Here is a 16312-nt window from a genome sequence, read left to right as displayed (position 1 = left end):
ATTCACCATGGGAACGTGGAACCAATGAGAACACTAACGGCCTTTTGCGCGAGTTCTTCCCGAAGGGCAGATCCTTGGCTTCGGCCTCACTCATTGACATTCAGCTGGCTCAAGATACCTTAAACAACCGGCTACGGCGGTCATTGAACTATCGCTGCCCAGCCGATCTAATGCCTGAACTAGCTTAGCAACTAGACCACTTCTAAGAATAGATTCTTAGTGTTGCACTTGATTTGACAATTGAGGAATTAACTTTAATAATAAAATAACTAAAGAAACAGTCACCATTCGCTATAAGGTTCTATTGGATGATCCGGAGCACCAAAAAAGCATTGCCCAATTTGGTAGTGCCGCCTTTCAGCGCTTCTCTACTCCAGAGAAATTTTTCCTGACAGGTCAGGCAGCTCTAGAAATGATTGGGATTATCAACAACGGCATGACCGCTGATTACCGTCTCAAAAACATCTGCTTTGCTTCCAGTCAAGACCAAACCATTCTTCAAGTGCCTGCTCAAGATGATATTATTAAAATGGTGCACGATTCGGAAGCTGATCCGACACAACCACTTCCAGAAATAAACATTGTAAAACAGAACTTAATTGGATAGAAAATGGATTTTAAATAGGGACTCAGTCAAATGACTGAGTCCCCTATTTCTACTTAATCATAATCGTCGGCTTGTCCTTCGTAATCAACTGTACCGCTATTTCGCCACCTAAATAAGTTTTGATATTATCAGTTAGTTCTTTTACGGCTTTTCGATGAGTTTCCTGTCACTCCGGCTTTAGGCACTCAATGTACAGGAGAAAATTAGTGGAATCCTCAGTTGCTTCGGAAACCTCCGAATCTCGCCAGGCCCAGCAACGACTCGTTACGTTAACATCATCCCGATAAATAACTTCACCGGGCAACGCCGGGTCATTTTCCGATTCACCAATTGCGACAAACGGCCCACCACCCTTCGCCACCGTTAACTGCATGTTGCCATTAATTTTGTCCTCATCTAAAGCGGCAACTGCAAACCCATAAGTGAGCGAAATTGTATTATATAAGTCAACTATCGGATTAATACTTCGAACTGGATGCCCCTTTTTTGCCCGCTTCAATAAATTTTCCACGGCAAAACGAGCACCCTTTTTCGTTTTAAACTTTGAAAAAGCCTCACGCCATTCATGAATCAACGGGTTCTTGCTAATTGGCTCATAGGGAATTAAGTCCTCGACTTGATCATTCGCATCCGCTAGCAAATGCGCCGGTACCTGTCCGTTATCATGATTATCGATTCCCCGAACGGTAATAACTGCCAATTGCACCTCCGTAAAAATATCCCGAAATGGTTCCGTAATCGTAAATTGATGTGCCACCGTCATCACTCCATCTCATTTATTGGCTTCATTATAGCCTTGCCGCCTTACCAAAACAATGCTAAAAGCCGACCACGCTGCCATCAGCTCGCGGTTCCGTTCCACCAACTAACACACCCGTTTCTGGGTTACGCAAAATGATTTGGCCACGACCAAATGCGCCACCACTTAAGTCCACTGAAATTTCATGACCCCGTCGTTGTAATGCCTCAGCTAATGGCTGTGAGAGACTTTTCTCTACCAACACTTTCTTGTCCTCAAGCCATTGCCATCGCGGTGCATCCAATGTCGCTTGCGGATTTAAGTTAAAGTCGATTAAATTTGTGACAACTTGCAAATGACCTTGTGGTTGCATGTACCCACCCATCACGCCAAACGGGCCAACCGCTTGACCGTTTTTAGTCAGGAACCCTGGCATAATAGTGTGGTAGGTCCGTTTCCCAGGGACCAGCACGTTCGCATCTTCAGGGTTAAATGAGAAGGTCTCCCCACGATTTTGCAGGGCAATGCCCGTTCCAGGAACGACCACACCAGACCCAAATCCCATATAGTTACTCTGAATCCAGGAAACCATGTTCCCCTCACCATCCGCTGTACAGAGATAAACGGTGCCACCCTTTGGCAACCGTCCTGGTTCCGGCTGCAAGGCGGTTTTGGAAATCAATTTTGCGCGTTCTTGTCCGTATTCAGGCTTGAGCATGGCCGCCACTTGGTCGCCCATATCACGTGGATCGGTGATGTATTGCTTCCCATCCGCAAACGCCAGCTTGATGGCTTCAATTTGCCGATGCAAATTTTCAACTGGGTCAGGCGTTGGAAAATCAAGATTTTTCAGAATATTGAGGGTCATCAAAGTGACCATTCCTTGGCCATTTGGTGGTAATTCCCACACATCATATCCCTTATAGTCAACGCTAAGTGGTTTAATCCACTCCGCTTCATACTGGTTCAAATCTTCAAAGCTCAAATAACCGCCAGTTTTGGCGGCGTAATCACTCATCAGCTTTGCCAAACGCCCATGATAAAATGAATCAGCGTCCGTTTCGGCAATTTCCTGCAACGTTTTTGCGTGATCAGGTGACCGCCACATTTCCCCCGCAGTTGGAATTTTACCATTGGGATTAAACACCTTAAACCATTCATCAAAAAGTGGCCCATGAAACGCCTTTTTAAATTTACATGACGCATTACGCCAAAGTTTTGCAAGCTGCGGACTAAGTGGGTAGCCCTCCTCTGCATATTTAATTGCCGGTGCCAAAACTTGAGTCAATGGTAATTTGCCAAAACGCTTGGAACACGCTGCCCATCCAGCCGGCGTTCCAGGAACCATGACGGGCTCCCAACCGTAAGTTGGCATCTGGTCGAAGCCAGCTTTTTTTAATTTATCAACCGAAATTGACTGCGGTGCCACACCACTTGCGTTCAGGCCATAGAGCTTGCCCTTCATCCAAATGATGGCGAAACAATCGCTGCCAATGCCATTAGTGGTGGGTTCCACAACACTTAAACAGGCCGCAGTGGCAACTGCAGCATCCACCGCATTTCCACCTTGTCTCAAAATTTCTAAACCAGCTTCCGCAGCTAATGGTTGAGCCGTCGCAACCATCCCGTTTCGTGCAACAACTGGCATTCGCTTTGATGCGAACGGTTGATATTCATAGTCAAACAAGTCAGTCACTTCTCTCAATTATTAAAATCATATTAGAAAACTAATTTTAATATACCATTACCTCATTTGGTGTCAACACAAAAAAGCACGGACAAACGCTCATAAATCAGCGATTCTCGTGCTTTTATTTTAGGATTGTGCGAGCTGTTTCAACCATTCTTGCGTCGAAACATCATCATTGGTGTTACGAACATAGCCCAATGGATCGAAGATGGTCTGGACTTTTTGCCAATCTATCTGATCATCAATTAAGAAACTCGATTGAAGTTGCTGAATCTGTTCCGTTGTCACGCCGGCTAACCGCTTTGCGTCCTCCTGGAACGTATCAATGAAAAAGTTGACCGCTAGCTGTTCAGAGATCAGCTTTTGAATCCCCACCTTATCTAACTCATCCGTCACTAGTAGGCGCTGAGCAAGTGGGACCGCCGGAAGTTCCTTGACGATGAAGTGCTGAACAACGCCCCAATTTTCAGCCATCTCTTTGAAAAATTGCCAGGGAACTCGGATATTGACTCGTTGCAAAGTCGTCTTCGTCAGTTGTTGAATTGACCATTTCGTGGACTCAATCGTTTGTCCGGTTTCAATCCAAATCATTAAAAACCGCTGCATTGTTTCCTGTGACAGTTTATTGAGATTCTTTTTAAGCGTCAGCCCGTAACGAACCAGGACAAATTCCTCCAACTTTTCGTCGGCGATGGTTCGCCTGTTTCCCTGTTTCTTCTGTTTTATTCGATTTTTTAATTGTTTCTGGGAACTAACTCGCGAAAATTTACCCTGCTTAACCATTTACTCACCTATTTCAAATTGATTATGGGGTCAGTTTACCATATTCAGCCTGTCGCTCCCATTTTGATAAATTTCTTACTTAATTTTCAATAATTGACCATTTCGTTTTCAAAATAGTTTATACTAAAATGTAAGCGTTACCAGTAATGAAATTTTAACTTGGAGTGAATACAAAATGGCAGATATTACCGTAATTGGTTCAAACATGATTGACCTCATGACTTATATTGATCGGATGCCCGAAGAAGGCGAAACAATCAGTGCCCCCTCTTTCTCAATGGGATTTGGTGGTAAAGGATCCAACCAGGCAATTGCTGCGTCCCGCCTTGGTTCCGATGTTGCCATGATTACGGCGGTCGGTGCTGATGAATTCGGCCAGCAACAACTCGACAACTATCAAGAAAATGGTATCAAAACGGATATGATTATTCACGGTAAGGCCAATAGCGGCGTTGCCCCAATTTTCGTTGAACCCACATCTGGCAACCGAATTATTATTGTGAAGGGTGCCAATGATGAGTTAACACCAGACGCACTTGACCAATTCAAATCTCAAATTCAGTCCTCAAAATTAATTGTCCTTCAGCAGGAAATTCCGCTGGAAACGAATTACAGGGCGATTGAAATTGCGCGTGCAGCCAACGTTCCCGTTCTCCTAAATCCAGCTCCTGCCGTTGAGGGAATTAACAGGGAATTTGTTAACCAAGTGCAGTTCTATGCCCCTAATGAAACTGAGCTTTCAACCATCACGGGTATGCCAGTAGAAAGTATCGATGAGATTAAGGCAGCTGCTCATAAATTAATCGATGAGGGTGTCGAAAATCTCATTGTGACGATTGGTTCTCGTGGGGTCCTTTGGGTTTGCAAGGACGATTTCAAACTAATTGACGCTCACAAAGTTGATGCTGTTGATACGACCGGCGCTGGTGATTCATTCATTGGTGCCTTTGCCCATTACTACGTGGCGGGTGAGTCCGTTTCTGAAGCCCTCCAACACGCCAATGATTATGCGGCGGTGACGGTCACAAGAAAAGGCACTCAAAAATCTTATCCAACTGCAGCAGAGTTGAAGAATTTATAATTGCACATAAAAACAGGTCAACCTGGACGGAAAACTGTCCACGTTGGCCTGTTTTTAATTTAATGCCTATTTTCTTTTCGTTTCATTTCTACGAATCTTCCCGAAAATAGAATACCACTTGCCACTAAGCCCAAGAGCCCAATGATGGTTGCCACTTTTCCAAGCGTTAAACCGGGAGTATGGTACGTCAACACAATCTTATGGTGACCCGCTGAAACAGCCGCCCCAACAAAGCCCTTGTTAACAACCTTTGTCGCTTTGGCTTGACCATCCACCGTCAACTTCCATCCCTTACTGTAAGGAATAGAGGTCGTGAGAATCCCATTGGTTGAATTATGAGTCGTACCGGTCACTTTATTCGAGTGAATCGTCAAATTGTTCAGCTTCGTCTTCTTCAACTTCTGAAGGCGATTGGTATATGATTTACCAAATGGAACCGCAATCAGCTTTGCCTTTTTGATGTTCAACCCCGTCACACCCGTTAATCTCAGGACAACGCCCTTTCGATTCTTTGTGGAGTAACCTAGGTTAATCAACGTATGCGACTTCTTTTCGTAGTCGGACATGTTATTAACCCCAAGTTGAACACTATTATTGGAATTATCCGCCGTTTCTGCCGTCAAAGAGTAGCCCTTCACGTTCGGATTTAAGATGGCCGAGCGCATTTGCTGGAATTCTTTGAACTTCGAGCGAGTTTCATTCCTGAAGACGGACACATACCATTTTTGGGTTAACACGTCACGCGTGGTTGGTGCTTTAATTGAAATTCCAGACAGGTCTAAATACAGTTCCGTATTCTTCACCTTACTTGGATTTTTAAAGTTCAGCTTGTATACCATCACGTTTCCAGATGCATCACTCGTAATTGAGTGAAGTCCGGATTCGTTTTCCGTTGCGTTATCTTCATAAATGCTGCGGTTTTTATTCAATGCTTGTTGCAACGTTGGGGTTGCTGGATAGGCACCTGAACCGTATTTTTGATCTTTGTCAACCTTAGGTGTAAAGGTCTGGATTTGTGATTTACTTTGGCTTTCGGGCAAAACAGAAATCGATTTTTCAAAGTTATTCCGCTCACGATAAAGGACGACTTGTCGTTTATTCATGAGGGGATGGCTTAGATTTTCGACTGCATAACTAATTGTTTTGCTGCGATTTTTCACCTTTGCCGTTTTGACGCCCGTTGCCTTACCTTCCGTAACGGCACCGTACGTCATACTCTGTTCTCGTTGCCAAGGGGACATCTTTTGGTATTGGGCGTTAGTCACTTGCTTTGTTTGCACATACGCTAATGGTAAGGCATTGTTGTTCTTCAAAAGGACCGTTCCCGTATTATTACCTACGCCACGCGCCTTCTTATCCCGAAAACCGCGAATATGGCCATTTGCTTTACGAACGTATTTAAAGCCATATGGCATCGACTGCTTGCCAACTTGGTCAATACGCATGAATAGATATCTCACGCCAAGCACATTTTCCAATGTGGTTCTGTGATCGGCACTTCTAATCGGATCATTCATTGCGGATTGCGAATTTCCAACCGATTCCGAAAAGTCTAAAACCTTTTTATCTTGAACCGAATAGTAAGCCCCAATATTATGGACTCCTAAAAGCATTGGAATATCGTTGTTAACCGTTTTGTAGTTATAGTAGCCCTTGGTTGTGGACGTCCGGTAAAAATTGCTTGCTGACTGCTTCAGCTTTTGATCCACTTGATCATAGTAGTTCTTAGCCCACTGCGTTGCACTACCCGCAAATAATTGCTGTTCAGTGTAGCTGGAAGCATCTGTGTTATATAGGCCCATTCCAGTACTAATCAATGAAACAAAGGTCGCGACCCCCAAAGCGGGCCATCGCCAGCTTGCATGGTTGAGAAAGAGGTTAGGGGTGATGACAATCACAAGTGTAGCGGCCAGTAAAACGTAGGCCATTACTTCGTGTGCATCCCTGAAAAGCCCCCCAATCAAGGCCCATGAAACAACAAGTAGGAGTAAGCACCCAATTGTCATCCACCAACAATCAGATGTACTTAATTTGTTGAAATGTTCAAGCAGAACCATTGCCGCTAGGGCCATTGGTAGCTGAATAACCATCACCCATCGATTAGAAGGCGACGACATAACGTTAAACGTTGCGGCAACCCATGGAAACAGGGTTCCAAGGAAAACCAAGATGAGACCAGTGGCTAGTGCGCCATTTTCTCTGAAATGTTTGAAGACATAGATCATTCCCAAGAAACTGAGACCCGTTATCCCAAATATCAACCAATAGTTCACCCCGTTTGTTGAAAGGATTGAACTTGGTAAGGTTAAGTAATAGTCATGGGTATACAATTTGAACCCATTTGCAAAGTTGGTCCCTCCAACTCGAGTTGAAGACAACATGGCAATAACGGTTGGAATCAACAGAATGCCAGCACTTAATATACCGACCACAATGGTTAAAGCAAAATGCCCCAATATTTGTAGCAGGCTGCGATTAAGCGTTCGGCGCACCTTCATGTCAATATACCGAATAATGGCGTATAGGAAACTAACCAATCCCAATAAGTAGGCAAAATAGACGTTACTAAGGAGCGTAAACGCCGTTGCAATCATCATGACAATTGGTGATTTTCCCTGATAAATCCGGTCAATTCCCCAGAATAACAACGGTAGGAAGATCAATGGCATCAAGAAAAATGGGTGATGAATACTGACATAAAAGGTAAAGCTGTTAAATGTGTAAAGGAGACTTCCAATCACAATGTTTCGATGCTTGAATCCCAAGCTTTTTGCAAAGGGAATAAAGGCCAATCCAATGGCATACAATCGAATAATAATAAATAATTGATAGGCCCGTTCAATTAACCTAGCTGGAAATAGCGCAACTAAGTAGTTCACCGGATCCCCCAGCACGTAATAGGAGAAGGTTGATAACTTATCGCCACCGAGCCCCAGATCCCACGACCAGCCACTAAGCGACTCATGGCTCGTTAATAATTTATGTAATTCCGTTAATATTGGAAAATGTTGGGCAATCCCATCCAATTCCCAAATAAATGATCGACTATTGAGATAAATAAGGCCATACGTCATTGCAACAATCGCAACGAACAGGACGGTATACGCGATAAGTGGGACCCAAATGCGATCAAGCATTCGCCCACGTGGTTTGGCAGACATGTGCCGGTTCTGATTTATCATAATTTCGTTAACACTCCATTTATTAAATCCTCTGAAACACAACTACCACATTTTCCAATACATCATGCGGTAAGTCAATGTTCATGAGAGATTCTTCATATTAATGAGAAATTTGAAATATAAAAAAAGACCCCCATCTCTGAAAGTCTATCTTAAATTAGCTACGCGTAATCCCGGTTCTCCAGCCCTGGCCATACCAGCGTTTTGACAACTGGGTTCACAACCGGCGCTTCGTTTTGCTTTTCAACAGCGAGCTGATAATTTTTAAATTCTCGATTTGATAAACGATTTAATGCGTTAAGTGTCGCCCGTCTTCGTGTAATTTGCGGATCCATTATTTCTTCAACGTGGTAGCAGGTTGAGAATCTTGCTAAAGCCTCTTGCTCCACCTCATTCAAATGTAAGTCTGGAACTTGAGAATAAGTCAGAAAGGCACATTGGTCAGGCTGATTCAAAATAACTTGCACTAATTGATGTCCTTCATATTGAAGTTGAAATTTTATCCGATATTCGCTGAGCATCGTCAATGGCTTCAACACATTATCCCGCAGCTTAGTAAAATTCTGCTGGTAACTAACTGGTACTTCTAATAGGTCAAAAAAGTTCTGCGCCTCAAATATGCTATTTTGCATCCCAAATTTAATTAAAAATTGTTTATAGCTATTATTATTCATTCAAGTCACCCCTTCAGCTTATCTATTCTATAAGAATAGCGAAAAGGTATGACTTTTTTATAACTTAAATAGGAAGAAATAAAGTTTTCTATTCTTACTCTTCAATCTCTTGGATCAATCGGCGGACACGCTTAAGCAGTTTTTCGTTATGGTTAAACCGGGCAAATGCGTCCGAATCTCGTAGCATTGCAAGCACCTGTGCCTTATCCGTTTTCATCGCCACCCAGTTTTGGGCAAGCTGATACTGCGCTCTGGCAGTGTAAAAAGTAACGTGACGCTCGGAGCTTCGCGTGATCACATTCTCCAACAGCGTGTTGCTAGTTTCGTAGTCGGCGACGTTTGAGTAAAATTCTCCTGTATAGAACAGCATACTTAATACCTTCCACACGGTACTCGTGTCGGTCTGGTTAACGTGACTCAATCGTTCTGGCATTTTGGAAAAGAAGAATTCTGCGCGCTTCTGGTCACCGGCGTTAGCATATGAAATTCCTAGTCCAACGTAAGCAAGCTGCGCATAAATTGTCTCGTGATCCTCGTCTAAGCCATTCAAAATTTGTTCAAAACTAAAAATCGCATCATCTTGTTTTTGGTTACTCAACGCCAAACTAAATCCGCGAACATACAGATACTGCATCTTGCTTTCTGGATTATTTAGCCGATCAAAGTCGACCAGCTCTAATTGTTTAAAGGCATCTTGATAGTCGCTTGTGATGAGGTCGAATTCTGCTCGCTCAAGAATTTGAGAATAACCAGTATCGTTCATGTCCTCATTTGGAAAAATATCATTCAATGATAATCCCAGTCGTTTACACAACTGAACCAATATCTTCGTCGAAATCATTTTCCCATTTTTTTCGAATTTGCTAATCGTCGCCTGTGTACAAATCCCTTCGGCGAGCGTTGCTTGTGTATAACCTAACTTTTTCCGGGTTTGAATAAACTTTTCAATATCCATGTCTAGGCCCTCTAATTCAAAGATTTGACTTCATTATAGCAGACTCTTGCCCAAACCCAATCGCTTTTGTGATTTCACAAGTGAAATTATTGACTATTGGAATATTTGGATATATATTATTGGAATAAAGAGAATTGTGAAAATATTATTTAAGGAGTGTCATTATGACTGCTGATAAACTGGCTGCAAGAAACATGCTCCAACGAATGATTGTTGATTTTACGACTAACGAGTTGGCACCGCTAGATATGGCGATTGATAAATTAGGAGATTACCCCGACGGATTATTCCAAAAGGTAATCGATAATGGCTTGTTGGGAATGATCCTTCCCCGTGAGTTTGGCGGCGCCGCGTTTGACTATGAATCTGCTGCCGAGGCGTTGCACCATATGGCGTTTGGTAATGCAAGTATGGCCGTCACTTTGGAGGGCCACTTTAAAACGATTGAACAATTCCTCAAATACGGAAACGAGAAGCTGAACCAAAAATACTTACCATCCGCAACCAACCGAATTTTCGCCTTTTCGCAAACCGAGGCCTCAGGGGGCTCCAATCCTGCCGGAATTTCTACCCGCGCCGTTAAACAGGGTGACAACTGGGTGATTACTGGCGATAAGATCATGATTACAAATGGCGGCCTCGCACAAGTTTACTGTGTTCTCGCAAAAACTGAGGATGACGAATTTGTCGTATTCGTGGTCGATCAAGATATGCCTGGGTTCCAATTTGGCAAGCGATAATATTTTCTCGGCTTAAAGGGTGTTCCTGTGGGTGAAATCGTGATGGATCACATCGTGGTGCCCGACTACCACATGCTTGGGAAAATTGGTCAGGGACACGACATTGGTAATAATGCGCACGATGATGCACGAATTTTGATGGGCGCTGTTTTAGCCGGCATTTTAGAACACGAGTTAAAGATTGCCATTGATTACACAAAGCAGCGAAAAGCCCTCGATACTCCCCTTTATGAACTTCAAATTATTCAGGAAAAATTAGCTGACATTGCGATTGCCAAACAAAATACCCAGTTGCTATACGAGGCAGGCGCGAAAGCGAAGGATGCTAGCCAACCCTACTCCGAAGTTGCCGCAATGGCGAAATCCTATGGGAGTCGTGCAGCCGTTTCAGCTGGTGACAAGGCACTGCAGGTTCTTGCCGGTTACGGCTACAGTCGCGAGTATCCGGTTGAACATCTCATTCGGGATGCCCGCGCAATGGAAATTGCGGAGGGTACCGTTGAAAAGATGAATACCGAAATCTCACTTAGCGAAGTCACTAAATAAGGAGCTACCAAAATGAAAATTGTCGTTTGTATTAAACAGGTGCCAGTTGGGGCCGTTAAAATTGATCCTGAAACTCATAACCTCGTCCGGTCAAACGTGGAGGGCGACATTAATCCCTATGACCGCAATGCCATTGAAGCTGCAATTCAATTGAAGGAACAGGCTGGCGGTGAGGTCATTTTGCTCAGCATGGGACCGGATAGCTACATCAGTTCATTGCGCGATGGTTTGGCAATGGGCGCAGATTCAGCTGTTTTGCTAAGCTCACGGGCATTCGGTGGTGCTGATACGCTCGCAACCGCCTACACCCTCGCCGCAGGAATTAAAAAGATTGGCAATGTTGACCTTATTCTATTTGGCCGTCAATCCGTTGATGCCGACACTGGCCAGGTTGGCCCAATCGTGGCTGAAGATCTCGCCATTCCACAAATTACCTTTGCCGAAAACATCGAGTTGCACGATCACAACGTGTTAGTGGTAAAACGACTACTCGACAGCGCTGTTCAAGAAGTCAAAGTAACCTTACCAGCTGTGGTTTCCGTTCGGGCGGAACTCAATCAACCGCGCTATGAAAATCCGTTGAACATTCAAACGAGTTTTGAAAAGTCAGTCACCATTTGGAGTGAAAAGGACCTTGATTTAGATAACTCACAAATTGGTCAGGCAGGTTCGCCAACTGTTGTTCGAAAGGTTTATGCGCCAGATAAGGCCACTAAACAAATGGAACAATTGCCAACCCATGCATCAAAAGCCGTCACTCAACTACTTTCAGAGCTGAACAATTAGGAGGTCAATCATGAATAATGCATTATGGGTTTACGTTCAATTAAACGGACAAAAGGTTGAGCCAACTAGTCTCCAGCTGATTACAAAAGCTCGCCAAATTGCGGAAGGTCGACCAGTCGTTGCCCTCCTTGCAGAAGATTTAACCACGAATGCCGAGGAAACCGTTAAGGAATATGGTCCAGACGAAATCATCGTTCTCAAAGACGACCATTTCACTCAGCCAACTGATGGTGAGCTTGCCGACGCGCTTTTTCAGGTTGTCAGTGCCAATACACCAAACGGCTTACTCTTCCCCGCAACGGTGCAAGGTCGTTCAGTTGCTCCCCGTTTGCAGGCTAAGCTTCGAACCGGTTTGACGGCCGACTGTCTTGACGTTTATTACGATGGTGAGGACCTCATTCAGGTGAAACCAACGTATGGTGACGACATCATGTGTGAGATTCTGTGCCCTGACCACCGCCCTCAAATGGCAACGGTTCGACCGAATACGTTTAATGCGGAAAAGGTCACTGGTGCTAACGTTAAAATAACCACCGCGACTTTCACCTTTCATTCAGAAGCTAACATTGAAGTCGTCAGCGAAAAGCCAATTATCAGTAGCTCCGCTAACATTGCGGATGCCAAGATTGTGGTCGCCCTGGGTCGAGGCGCAGACAACGACAAAACTATCGCGCTAGCTGAAAAAGCTGCAGCAAAATTGGGTGGCATGGTCGGTGTTTCCCGTCCCCTGACTGATAACCCTAAGTTCAGTCACGAAAGCCAAATTGGCCAAAGTGGAAACACGATCGCACCTGATTTGCTCATCAATCTAGGCGTTTCCGGTGCTGTGCAATACACCGTTGGAATCGAAAATGCGGGTAAAGTCGTTTCTGTCAATACAGATGACAAAGCGCCAATTTTTGCCGTTTCTGACTTCGGCTATGTTGGAACTGCGAATGAATTTTTGGAAGCATTGGTAAACGATATTAAATAACTATGATAAAAAGAGGGTTCCAATTCAGTTAGATTAGTTGTCTAACTAGATTGGAGCCCTTTTGTATTTGTTTTAGAATTCATGTTGCTCACGTCAAGCTGTTTTCTCTTCTAATAAATTATTGATTAAACTGCGTCTTCACGTACTCTCGATACAATGGAGATTTCTCTTGAAGTTCTTGATGCGTCCCACTACCACTCACATGGCCTTTTTCAATGAAGTTGATGGTATCCGCATTAACAATCGTGCTCAGTCTGTGGGCGATGACCAAAGTGGTCCGGCCCTTCATCAATTCATCAATGGCTTTTTGAACCATGGCCTCTGATTCTGAATCCAATGATGCCGTTGCCTCATCGAGCATTAAAATCTTTGAATCTCTCAAAAAGGCTCGCGCAATTGCAATTCGTTGTCGCTGTCCGCCTGAAAGTTTGACGCCCCGCTCTCCGACGGTCGTGTCTAATCCATCCGGCATTTCATGAACAAACTTATCTGCATAAGCTAACGTTAAGACGTGACAAAGGTCATCATCGGTATAGTCGTCAATGTCGTCATCGGCCAATCCATACGTCAAATTATAGCGAATGGTGCCCGCCATAATGGCTGAGTCTTGAGATACAAAGGCAATCTGCTCGCGCCAATTTGCCAAATTCAAATCCGTCACATTTTGATCACCAATTGTAATTTTGCCTGAATCCGGCTCATAGTAGCGTTCCAATAGACTAAAGATTGTCGATTTACCGCCACCTGAAGGCCCAGCAAACGCAACAACTGTATTCGGTTTTGCTTCAAATGAGAGATCCTGAATAATTGGTTCATCTTGATCATAGGCAAAGTTCACGTGACTGACTTTGAGGGTTTCATTGTCGATATCTAATGAGCCATCAGCACTTAAATCTTCCTCTGGTTCATTTAGCAAGTCTCTCACCCGTTCTGTGGAACCGCTAGCCTGTGACATTGACGAGAAGAAGTTGCCCAAATTTCCTGCGGGTCCCATTATCTGGAAGAGGTACATCAGGAACGCAAACATGGTCCCCATCGTCATCGTTCCTGCCGAAACTCGACTAGCACCATAGATCAATACGCCAATCACTAGCGCCATCATCACCCCCATTATAAGGGGATTCGCTATAGAAGCGTAAACGGCTTCTTTCAACCCAATCCGGTAGAGTTTCTCTACTGAATCTGCCCCTCGTTTTTCTTCGTAGGGTTCGGCGTTTGATAATTTCACCAGCCGAATCTCGCTCAATGTTTCGCCCGTATCACCGGTAAACGTAGCAAGCGCATCTTGGCGAGCACGCGCCACCTTGGCTGACAAACGGATGAGTGGCATCATCACTAGGAGTACCAGCGGAATTGCTGGAACCATGATGGCAGTCATCCGCCAATCCATTTGAATCATTAAAAATAAAGCACCAATGATTATCAGGATGGAGGTCACCATTGAAGGAACCGCGCTAGCAAGAAAATCCTTGATTTGCGTTGTGTCGTTGACTAAACGCGATGTCATCTCTCCCGACTTGGTGTTATCAAAGTAAGGAATTTGTAAATGAAGCAATTTTCCCCATAACCGATTCCGAAGTTTTGCGACTACATCCTGACCGAAGAATCCAAGAACGGATCCTGAAAGGGCGCTGATAATCGCACTTCCAATGAAAAGGCCAATAACCAACTCTAATTCATGATAATTAGATGCATGTTTCAAACTATTAATCAGACTGCTGGCCATTTTGGGGATTGCTAATTGGGCACCCGTTGAAATGAGGCCGAAAAACAATCCCAAGCCTAGTAACCAATACGCCGGTTTTGTTTGATTCAGCAAACCAAAGAAACTTTTTAAACTAAATTTTGTCTTTTTATAAGGCATGCTTGTGCCTCGTGGTCCTCTTTGCATGACTGCGCCTTCTTCTAATTAATCCCGATCAAACGGGTTTCTTCCATTCATTCCGTCATGAAAATCAAATGGTCGTCCTCTATGAAACTGACCATGGTGCGGCATGAACTTCATCATTTCTTTTTTGACATCGGGCATTCCACTTAACAGCTTACTTAACAAATCATGAAGCTGCTGTTGCTCGTCTTCGGATAAAGACTCAAAGAATATTTCCGAAATTTCATTATGGCTTTGATTAGTTGAATCCAGGAGCTTGCGACCCTTCTCGGTCAAATGGATAGCGGACATGCGACCATCACTTTCAAGTGGTTGCCGCTCAACAATGCCGCCGTCTTCCAATCGTTTGACCATGGTACTGACTGAACTAGGTCGAATATCCAGTAGCTCAACAATTTCAGCGTTCGTTAACCCATCCTGCTTACTCAGTAATTTCAATAAGCGTTCGCGACCCCGTCCTTTATCGAGATCGCTATAACGATGCATGTTTTCGTTTCGTTTTAAGGCGCCCATAAAGAATGGCTGCGTCATTAATTGACTAAATAAGTCCATTAGACTGTTTGTTTTATCTGACATTGAACTGCCTCCAAATTTTCGTTTGTGTTTTAGTTAGCTTTTGATTAATTAAACTAACTAAATGATAATATAGTCGCCTCTTTTTACTTTGTCAACAAACTTCCCTATTTTATTTGACACTAAAAGATTTTCTGACCCCAGTCTTTTCCTTTGGTATCCTAAGTCGTTGCAGTAGGATGGCTCCTTTCACTTCAGGACTTACACTTCTTTGAATCATTTTCTGCCAAAAATTTATAATGGTCACACATTTAGCTATCCGTAAACTACTGGTTACTTGTATTATTAGTCCCACGGCTTTAAGCTTTTTATGTTAACAAAATAACTCAATGCGCATTGATAATAAAATTAACCACAAGGAGTAATTATCATTAAAAATTTAATTAAAGTTGTATCCACTTTATTAACAAGCATTTTATTATCAGCACTATTTATTCAATCAGCTTACACAGTAAAAGCTGATCAAGTTATTGATCTGTCCAAAAGTGTCAACAATGATACCGGTGAATTACCTAATAAAGTAGTGACACTTAATCCTAATAATCCAATTTTTATTGCTAATACCGATAAATAATTAACAGAACAGCAGAGGCAATCTGTTAATGTAATTTTGAGTTGTCTTGTAAATGAAGTTAAAGATTCCGCTGATTTTTTGGATCCAAGTTATGGACAGACCATTATTTCAAATACAGAAAAAAGTGGTAAGGCAGGATTAACTGCAAAAGCTGCAGCTAAATTGATGAAAGCCGGACTTAAAAAAATGGGCAAGAAAGCATACACCAAAATCGCTAAAACTACTGGATTACAAGCTGTTGGACTTAATTGGACTGCAATTAATAAAGTAGCAAACTACGCCGGTAATTTCGGCGGCAAAATTGAAACTGCTTTAAAAAAAGCTCTAAAAAAAGTTGGCTTAAATAATTATTGGGCAGGTGTTGCCTCTCGAGTTATCTCTGATGTGTGCTTCTAAATTTTCAATTGGAGTAATTATTCTATGAAATCCATCAAAAACGCTATATATAACACACTTTTAATTGGTATAATTTGTTTTCCCATTCTATTTGGCCTTAAGGTGGATGTAAGCTGATTCCTGAG

The 16312-nt window shown here is 43.3% G+C and carries 13 protein-coding genes and 2 pseudogenes; 7 read left to right on the top strand and 8 right to left on the bottom strand.

What is annotated here, in order from left to right:
• Positions 1-188 (top strand): annotated as a pseudogene (locus FD44_RS10390) (IS30 family transposase); the annotation flags it as partial.
• A gap of 116 nt (positions 189-304) precedes the next feature.
• Entirely contained in the window at positions 305-607 is a 303-nt protein-coding gene (locus tag FD44_RS07715) for a hypothetical protein (protein ID WP_010619294.1), read from the top strand.
• A 166-nt stretch (positions 608-773) separates the two neighbouring features.
• On the opposite strand, the gene FD44_RS07710 is transcribed toward FD44_RS07715, so the two are convergent.
• The 3 genes from FD44_RS07710 to FD44_RS07700 form a co-directional block, all read right to left on the bottom strand.
• The gene (locus tag FD44_RS07710; protein WP_010619293.1) at positions 774-1370 is read right to left on the bottom strand and encodes a B3/B4 domain-containing protein; all 597 of its coding nucleotides are present in this window, start codon (positions 1368-1370) and stop codon (positions 774-776) included.
• A 55-nt stretch (positions 1371-1425) separates the two neighbouring features.
• Entirely contained in the window at positions 1426-3042 is a 1617-nt protein-coding gene (locus tag FD44_RS07705) for a gamma-glutamyltransferase family protein (RefSeq protein ID WP_235786612.1), read from the bottom strand.
• A gap of 120 nt (positions 3043-3162) precedes the next feature.
• Positions 3163-3819, bottom strand: a complete 657-nt coding sequence (locus FD44_RS07700; protein WP_010619291.1) for a hypothetical protein — start codon at positions 3817-3819, stop codon at positions 3163-3165.
• Between the two features lie 175 nt (positions 3820-3994).
• Between FD44_RS07700 and rbsK the strand changes: the two genes are divergently transcribed.
• Positions 3995-4900, top strand: coding sequence for a ribokinase (gene rbsK, locus FD44_RS07695; protein ID WP_010619290.1), 906 nt, complete (start codon positions 3995-3997; stop codon positions 4898-4900).
• Between the two features lie 59 nt (positions 4901-4959).
• Here rbsK and FD44_RS07690 read toward each other — a convergent pair whose 3' ends face one another.
• The 3 genes from FD44_RS07690 to FD44_RS07680 form a co-directional block, all read right to left on the bottom strand.
• The gene (locus FD44_RS07690) at positions 4960-8082 is read right to left on the bottom strand and encodes a YfhO family protein (protein WP_010619289.1); all 3123 of its coding nucleotides are present in this window, start codon (positions 8080-8082) and stop codon (positions 4960-4962) included.
• Between the two features lie 161 nt (positions 8083-8243).
• Complete coding sequence (locus FD44_RS07685; protein ID WP_010619288.1) at positions 8244-8756, bottom strand: hypothetical protein; 513 nt, start codon at positions 8754-8756, stop codon at positions 8244-8246.
• Positions 8757-8850: 94 nt separating this feature from the next.
• Positions 8851-9711: a helix-turn-helix transcriptional regulator gene (locus tag FD44_RS07680; protein WP_010619287.1), complete on the bottom strand. Its 861-nt coding sequence runs from the start codon at positions 9709-9711 to the stop codon at positions 8851-8853.
• 164 nt (positions 9712-9875) lie between these two features.
• On the opposite strand from FD44_RS07680, the pseudogene FD44_RS07675 reads away from it, so the two are divergent.
• The 3 genes and pseudogenes from FD44_RS07675 (at position 9876) to FD44_RS07665 (ending at position 12756) form a co-directional block, all read left to right on the top strand.
• Positions 9876-10997 (top strand): annotated as a pseudogene (locus FD44_RS07675) (acyl-CoA dehydrogenase family protein).
• A 12-nt stretch (positions 10998-11009) separates the two neighbouring features.
• On the top strand, positions 11010-11783 hold the full coding sequence (locus FD44_RS07670; RefSeq protein WP_010619286.1) for an electron transfer flavoprotein subunit beta/FixA family protein: 774 nt from the start codon (positions 11010-11012) through the stop codon (positions 11781-11783).
• Positions 11784-11793: 10 nt separating this feature from the next.
• Entirely contained in the window at positions 11794-12756 is a 963-nt protein-coding gene (locus FD44_RS07665) for an electron transfer flavoprotein subunit alpha/FixB family protein (RefSeq protein ID WP_010619285.1), read from the top strand.
• 118 nt (positions 12757-12874) lie between these two features.
• Here the strand turns inward: FD44_RS07665 and FD44_RS07660 are convergent, their stop codons facing one another.
• Both FD44_RS07660 and FD44_RS07655 read right to left on the bottom strand, forming a co-directional pair.
• Positions 12875-14647 (bottom strand): ABC transporter ATP-binding protein, encoded by a 1773-nt coding sequence (locus tag FD44_RS07660; RefSeq protein WP_029327505.1) that lies wholly within the window; start codon positions 14645-14647, stop codon positions 12875-12877.
• 18 nt (positions 14648-14665) lie between these two features.
• On the bottom strand, positions 14666-15220 hold the full coding sequence (locus FD44_RS07655) for a MarR family winged helix-turn-helix transcriptional regulator (protein ID WP_010619283.1): 555 nt from the start codon (positions 15218-15220) through the stop codon (positions 14666-14668).
• 649 nt (positions 15221-15869) lie between these two features.
• On the opposite strand from FD44_RS07655, the gene FD44_RS07650 reads away from it, so the two are divergent.
• The gene (locus tag FD44_RS07650; RefSeq protein ID WP_133278272.1) at positions 15870-16187 is read left to right on the top strand and encodes a hypothetical protein; all 318 of its coding nucleotides are present in this window, start codon (positions 15870-15872) and stop codon (positions 16185-16187) included.
• Positions 16188-16312: the final 125 nt, after the last annotated feature.

It is taken from the genome of Secundilactobacillus malefermentans DSM 5705 = KCTC 3548, from assembly GCF_001436395.1.
Lineage (GTDB): Bacteria > Bacillota > Bacilli > Lactobacillales > Lactobacillaceae > Secundilactobacillus > Secundilactobacillus malefermentans.
The sequence above is the reverse complement of the archived record's forward strand: the minus strand, read 5'-3'. Positions and strand labels throughout refer to the sequence as shown.

Bases quoted from the DNA above. Each gene is read 5' to 3' on its own strand.
- FD44_RS07710 (WP_010619293.1), bottom strand. From the start codon at position 1,370: ATGACGGTGGCACATCAATTTACGATTACGGAACCATTTCGGGATATT.
- FD44_RS07700 (WP_010619291.1), bottom strand. From the start codon at position 3,819: ATGGTTAAGCAGGGTAAATTTTCGCGAGTTAGTTCCCAGAAACAATTA.
- rbsK (WP_010619290.1), top strand. From the start codon at position 3,995: ATGGCAGATATTACCGTAATTGGTTCAAACATGATTGACCTCATGACT.
- FD44_RS07690 (WP_010619289.1), bottom strand. From the start codon at position 8,082: ATGATAAATCAGAACCGGCACATGTCTGCCAAACCACGTGGGCGAATG.
- FD44_RS07685 (WP_010619288.1), bottom strand. From the start codon at position 8,756: ATGAATAATAATAGCTATAAACAATTTTTAATTAAATTTGGGATGCAA.
- FD44_RS07680 (WP_010619287.1), bottom strand. From the start codon at position 9,711: ATGGATATTGAAAAGTTTATTCAAACCCGGAAAAAGTTAGGTTATACA.
- FD44_RS07670 (WP_010619286.1), top strand. From the start codon at position 11,010: ATGAAAATTGTCGTTTGTATTAAACAGGTGCCAGTTGGGGCCGTTAAA.
- FD44_RS07665 (WP_010619285.1), top strand. From the start codon at position 11,794: ATGAATAATGCATTATGGGTTTACGTTCAATTAAACGGACAAAAGGTT.
- FD44_RS07660 (WP_029327505.1), bottom strand. From the start codon at position 14,647: ATGCAAAGAGGACCACGAGGCACAAGCATGCCTTATAAAAAGACAAAA.
- FD44_RS07655 (WP_010619283.1), bottom strand. From the start codon at position 15,220: ATGTCAGATAAAACAAACAGTCTAATGGACTTATTTAGTCAATTAATG.